At 31.5% G+C, this 4931-nt stretch carries 6 protein-coding genes; 3 read left to right on the forward strand and 3 right to left on the reverse strand.

The window, feature by feature from the left end; genetic code table 11:
- The first annotated feature begins 119 nt into the window (after positions 1 to 119).
- The 3 genes from HKP48_RS06765 (at position 120) to HKP48_RS06775 (ending at position 2305) form a co-directional block, all read left to right on the forward strand.
- Positions 120 to 872 (forward strand): SDR family NAD(P)-dependent oxidoreductase, encoded by a 753-nt coding sequence (locus HKP48_RS06765; RefSeq protein ID WP_296344144.1) that lies wholly within the window; start codon positions 120 to 122, stop codon positions 870 to 872.
- 24 nt (positions 873 to 896) lie between these two features.
- Positions 897 to 2030 carry an ATP-binding protein gene (locus tag HKP48_RS06770; RefSeq protein ID WP_296344146.1) on the forward strand — a complete coding sequence of 378 codons (1134 nt, stop codon included), beginning with the start codon at positions 897 to 899 and terminating at the stop codon, positions 2028 to 2030.
- 74 nt (positions 2031 to 2104) lie between these two features.
- A complete protein-coding gene (locus HKP48_RS06775) occupies positions 2105 to 2305 on the forward strand; it encodes a dodecin family protein (RefSeq protein WP_296344150.1) in 201 nt (66 codons plus the stop codon).
- Positions 2306 to 2862: 557 nt separating this feature from the next.
- Here the strand turns inward: HKP48_RS06775 and HKP48_RS06780 are convergent.
- Genes HKP48_RS06780 through HKP48_RS06790 form a run of 3 tightly spaced genes read right to left on the reverse strand, consistent with a single transcriptional unit; the run spans position 2863 to position 4833 of the window.
- Positions 2863 to 4050, reverse strand: coding sequence for a DUF1501 domain-containing protein (locus HKP48_RS06780; protein WP_296344152.1), 1188 nt, complete (start codon positions 4048 to 4050; stop codon positions 2863 to 2865).
- Between the two features lie 2 nt (positions 4051 to 4052).
- Entirely contained in the window at positions 4053 to 4508 is a 456-nt protein-coding gene (locus tag HKP48_RS06785) for a DUF1800 family protein (protein WP_296344154.1), read from the reverse strand.
- Positions 4468 to 4833 (reverse strand): DUF1800 family protein, encoded by a 366-nt coding sequence (locus HKP48_RS06790; protein WP_296344156.1) that lies wholly within the window; start codon positions 4831 to 4833, stop codon positions 4468 to 4470. Before HKP48_RS06790 ends, HKP48_RS06785 begins: the two co-directional genes overlap by 41 nt.
- Positions 4834 to 4931: the final 98 nt, after the last annotated feature.

Here is a 4931-nt window from a genome sequence, read left to right on the forward strand (position 1 = left end):
CTGTTAAGTACAAAAGAGTATTGCATTAAAGCATGTGTATGAAAATTTTACCTAAAAGGGATTCTTAGCAGTTTAATCTAAAATGTTGAAAACATGAACTTTAAACATAATTTATTCGTATGAAAAAGACAGCATTAATAACAGGCGCAACAAGTGGTATAGGTCGCGCTACAGCTCACGAATTTGCAAAACAAGGCATTAAACTTGTCTTATGTGGAAGACGCCAACAACGGTTAGATAGTGTACAAAAAGCATTATCTAGAGAAACTGATGTGCATACCCTAAATTTTGATGTTCGCGATAAAAATGCCACCTTCAATGCTATTGGAAGTTTACCTGATGCTTTTAAAAATATAGATATTTTAATAAATAATGCAGGAAATGCGCATGGTCTCGACCCTATTGAAACAGGAAGTACAGACGATTGGGATGCCATGATAGATATCAATGTAAAAGGGTTACTGTATGTAAGTAAAGTGATTATTCCAAGTATGACGGAGCGAAAGTCAGGGCATATTATAAATATCGGTTCTTCTGCAGGAAAAGAACTATACCCAAAAGGAAACGTTTATTGTGCTAGCAAACACGCAGTTTTAGCTATTACTGAAGGTATGCGTATTGACCTTAACCCATACGGAATTAAAGTAAGCGCCATAAATCCAGGACTCGTAGAGACTGAATTTTCTCAAGTACGTTTTAAGGGTGATAGTGCTGCCAATAATGTATACAAAGGTTACAAACCATTACAACCTGAAGATATCGCAGAAGTTATTCATTTTGCCATTAGTCGACCAGCACATGTAAATATTGCTGATGTTTTGATGTTCTGTACAGCTCAGGGAAGCTCGACTATTGTGAAGAAAGAAAACTAAAAGTCCTTTTGTGGATGTTAGGCTATGATTAACAAACGTCTTCTTATTAAAAACTTGCTCGCACATAATGACGAGAACAGTTTTTATGATAAGAAGCGAAAGTTAAATCTCAGTTATAAAGAAGGAAAGGCAAAATTTTTAAAACACATCTGTGCACTTTCTAATAGTAATCCTAAAAATAATTCTTACATCGTTATTGGTGTTGATGATACCGATAACCAAATCATTGGCGTAGATTTTTTTGATGACAGTAAAATCCAAAATCTAATTAATGCCTATCTTACAAATCCACCAATAGTTCAATATGAGAATATTCCATTTCCGCATCTACCAGATAATAAAGTAGTTGGTTTGGTAACTATTAGATCTAATGAAGGCTTAACATCCTTACGCAAAAACATTTGGAAATATTATGGTGGTGCCGTCTTTTTCAGAGATGGCAGTATGAGCATGCCTAAGGTATTTGATATTAAAATTAAAGATCTTAATTCAGAGATTGTTACAGCCATAGAAAATCATGCACTAAATAATATTGAACTCACTCTAGATGGTGTTTTCGATTTTATGAATAAGCGCTCCGACTTCAACCCAAAATACAGAGTTTTTAAAGAATATTTTGTTTTGTGTTGGGCAGGGCAAAAAAAAGAAGTTAAGGACGAAGTATTCTATTCTAGAGTAGATATTGAACTAATCAACGAGCAAAAACGACTTTTTTATTCTACTTTAGATGAAGTTTCAATTTCATTTTCTGACAATAAATTTATTATAGTAGAATATGTAAAGCTTGGTCTTCAAAATAGTTTTAAATATTACAAACTTGAAGAAACTGTAATTAACTTTGGTGATAATGCACAATATTCTATAGATACAAAATTATTATTTGAGCCACCACAATTCGATAAAAAAACATTACATCACATTTATAATTCTAATAATGCATTAATCGAAAAATTGAAAAAAGGATTATCCCTAAATCCCAATGAAATGGATGATTTAAAGAATCTATCGGCGACTTATCTTATTTGTTATCTTAACCATTTTGAAGGCGCACTTCAGAAACTAGACGAAGCCAGATTACTTCTAAAAGATTATAACAAATATATCTATGAGGCCTATAAACTTACTATGCGTATTTTAAGAAAAATAAAATATAACTAGCTAAAATACAGTGTTGTTTTGAGTTTTTTTGCATAAATTATAGAATAAAATTTTTAACCCTTAAAAAAAATAAGATGGCAGTATTAAAAGTTATTGAAGTATTATCTAACTCTGATAAAAGTTGGGAAGATGCAACTAAAAAAGCGGTAAAATATGCGTCAAAAAGTGTTAAGAATATACGCTCTGTATATGTACAAGACCAAAGTGCAATTGTTAAAAATGACGAAGTTACAGAGTTCAGAGTTAACGTAAAGTTAACTTTTGAGGTAAACTAATCTTACCACATGAAATCAAAAAAAACTATGACCCAAAAAGCGTACAGGTTTTTTTAATATGCTTTGTATATATCTCTATCTGACTCAAAAATCTTGGATAGTTATAGAAAAAATATAGGTGTAGTTTAAGTCTAAAAAGTGGTGTTTTTACTTATGATTTTTACAAGCAAAAACAAGTCTTCTAATTTTATTGCGATTAGTCTATAATTATCTGTTCTGTATATCCTTAAAGTGTAATAATCAGAATGTATCTGTTATTTCGAGCGTGGTCACAGAGCGTAGTCGAAGTGTAGTCGAGAAATCTAAGTTTTTGATTTGCAAGACATTTCGACTTTAGTTTATACTGAGTACTTCGACTGTGCTCAGCATAAACTAAAGTCGAAGTACTCAATGTGACAGAATGTGTTTGAAATCTAAATTATTACTGATTACGGACATACAATTTATCTGTTTTCCAATTATATATTACTAGTTTTATTCTTCTATTAAAAGCAACAAATATATATACAACCTTACTTCTCCCAGCAAATTCCTAGCATTGAAGTGAGGGTTTTTTTTTATAAAAAAATTAGTTTTTCTTGAGTTGTACTTATGATTCCATCACAAGAAGTGCCTAACCAATTCTCTAAAATAGTGGCATAAACTTGTCTAAAATCTATAGTGAATTTTAAATCACCATTATTGTCTAAATCGCTTAAAGATGATAAATCATTATAAACACCAGCCATTTTTAATTGCTTACCAACCACAAATACATTATTTGCTGAGCCATGATCTGTACCATTAGCCGCATTCTGTTTTACACGTCTTCCAAATTCAGAAAACGTTAAAATTAGTGTATCGCCAAAAGTACCGTTTCGTTTTAAATCTTTTACAAAAGCAGACATTGCTTCAGCATAAATTGACAGTAGTCTTTTTTGTGTATTTTGCTGGTTAACGTGCGTATCAAAGCCATCTAAAGCACTATAAAATACTTTTGTATCTAATCCAGAATTTATAAACTGAGCTGTGTTTTTTAGTTGTTTTGCAAATTTATTCTGTGGGTATTCTTCTTGAGATAATTTAACTTTAGTTTTCTCATAAATATAATTTGCAGATGACTTGGCATCTATCATGTTTTTATACAAATAACCTAAGTTATGTTCAGACAAATGTTGGTCATTATAATGGTTTAATACGTTTTGAAAATAAGGGTCACGAGCTGTTCTGTAAAGTATTTTGTAATCGTTTGTGGCAATACCACTAGTATGTTCTCCTTTTAAGGCAAGACTTAAATTTTCGTCAAGCTCAATGGCATTATATGGTTGTTTGCTATGTTTGTCTAAAAAACGACCAATCCAACCGCTTTGTAAGTACTCGCTACTTGAGCTACCAGATTGCCAAATATCCGTAGACCTAAAGTGCGAACGCACGGGGTTTGGATAACCTACGTTATTTAAAATTGAAAGCTCTCCATTATCGTAAAGACTTTGCAATGGCTTTAAGCTTGGATGCATTGCCAAATCGTCATTTAATTTTATAACATCACTTTTAATACTTAATGTTGGTCGGGCATTATAGTATAAGTCGTTGGTATAAGGTATTATAGTATTTAAACCATCATTACCGCCAGATAGCTGGATAATAACTAACCGTTTATAACCTATAGATTTTACATCAATATCCTCGAATGCTCTCACAAAATTTGGAACAAAAAATAAGCTACTTGCTAGCGCTGAATTCTTCAAAAAATGTCTTCTATCCATAACTAACACATTTGATATTCTGGTAACGACATTAACTGAATACAATAGTTTTGTTTCGAGCTTTTGTCAAAAGATTTTAGATAAGTCAGAGTGCCACTATTCATTTTTCCATTTAATAAAACTGAAATTAAATCATGATGAGATACATTTTTGTAAGCCCTTTGAAATGTTTCCCAATCTGGAGTCGTACGCAGTGGTAACTTTATTTTATTTTTATTAAAAAACTGGCGGCGCATATTGTCTACTCCATCGTCTAAAGCTATTAACCCACCATTTAATAAAAGTGATGGTAACTTTAATCTTACCACAATGGTATTAACGTCTATCCAGTTTTTATGACCTTTCCAACCTGCTACATTTGGTGGATCAAGCAAGGTTTGTCCTAAGGCTTTTTGTAATCGATATAAAGCTCTTTTATTAGCATAATTTACAGGTACAGTTCTTGATAAACCGACCAAAAATTCTATTGGAGACTTTATTTTTTGAACCTATATTTTTAGTATCGTAAAACCACGATTGTGTAAATACAAAACGCATGAGTTTTTCGATATCATAATCTTTATAGAAAACATCTGTCATTTTATCTACATACGATATCTCTATAGTTTCATTTACAAAATAGCTATAGACTTTTTTACAAATAAATCGAGCACAGGCTTTTTTTTCTAAAATAGCGTCTATAATATCATCGCCATCTAAATTTCCTGTTTTACCGAAAAATGTTTTTTGACCATTATCGTGCTGAAATTTTCTAAGAGTAAATAATCCTCGGGGCAAGCCCACGAGGCATTAAAATAATTTCAATTGATTATTCTTTTTCAAACTTTTATAATCCTTTTCAACACCTTGTTCCTTAACATAATTTGCTATCAATTTTTCAG

This window comes from Winogradskyella sp., from assembly GCF_013042245.1.
GTDB lineage: Bacteria > Bacteroidota > Bacteroidia > Flavobacteriales > Flavobacteriaceae > Winogradskyella.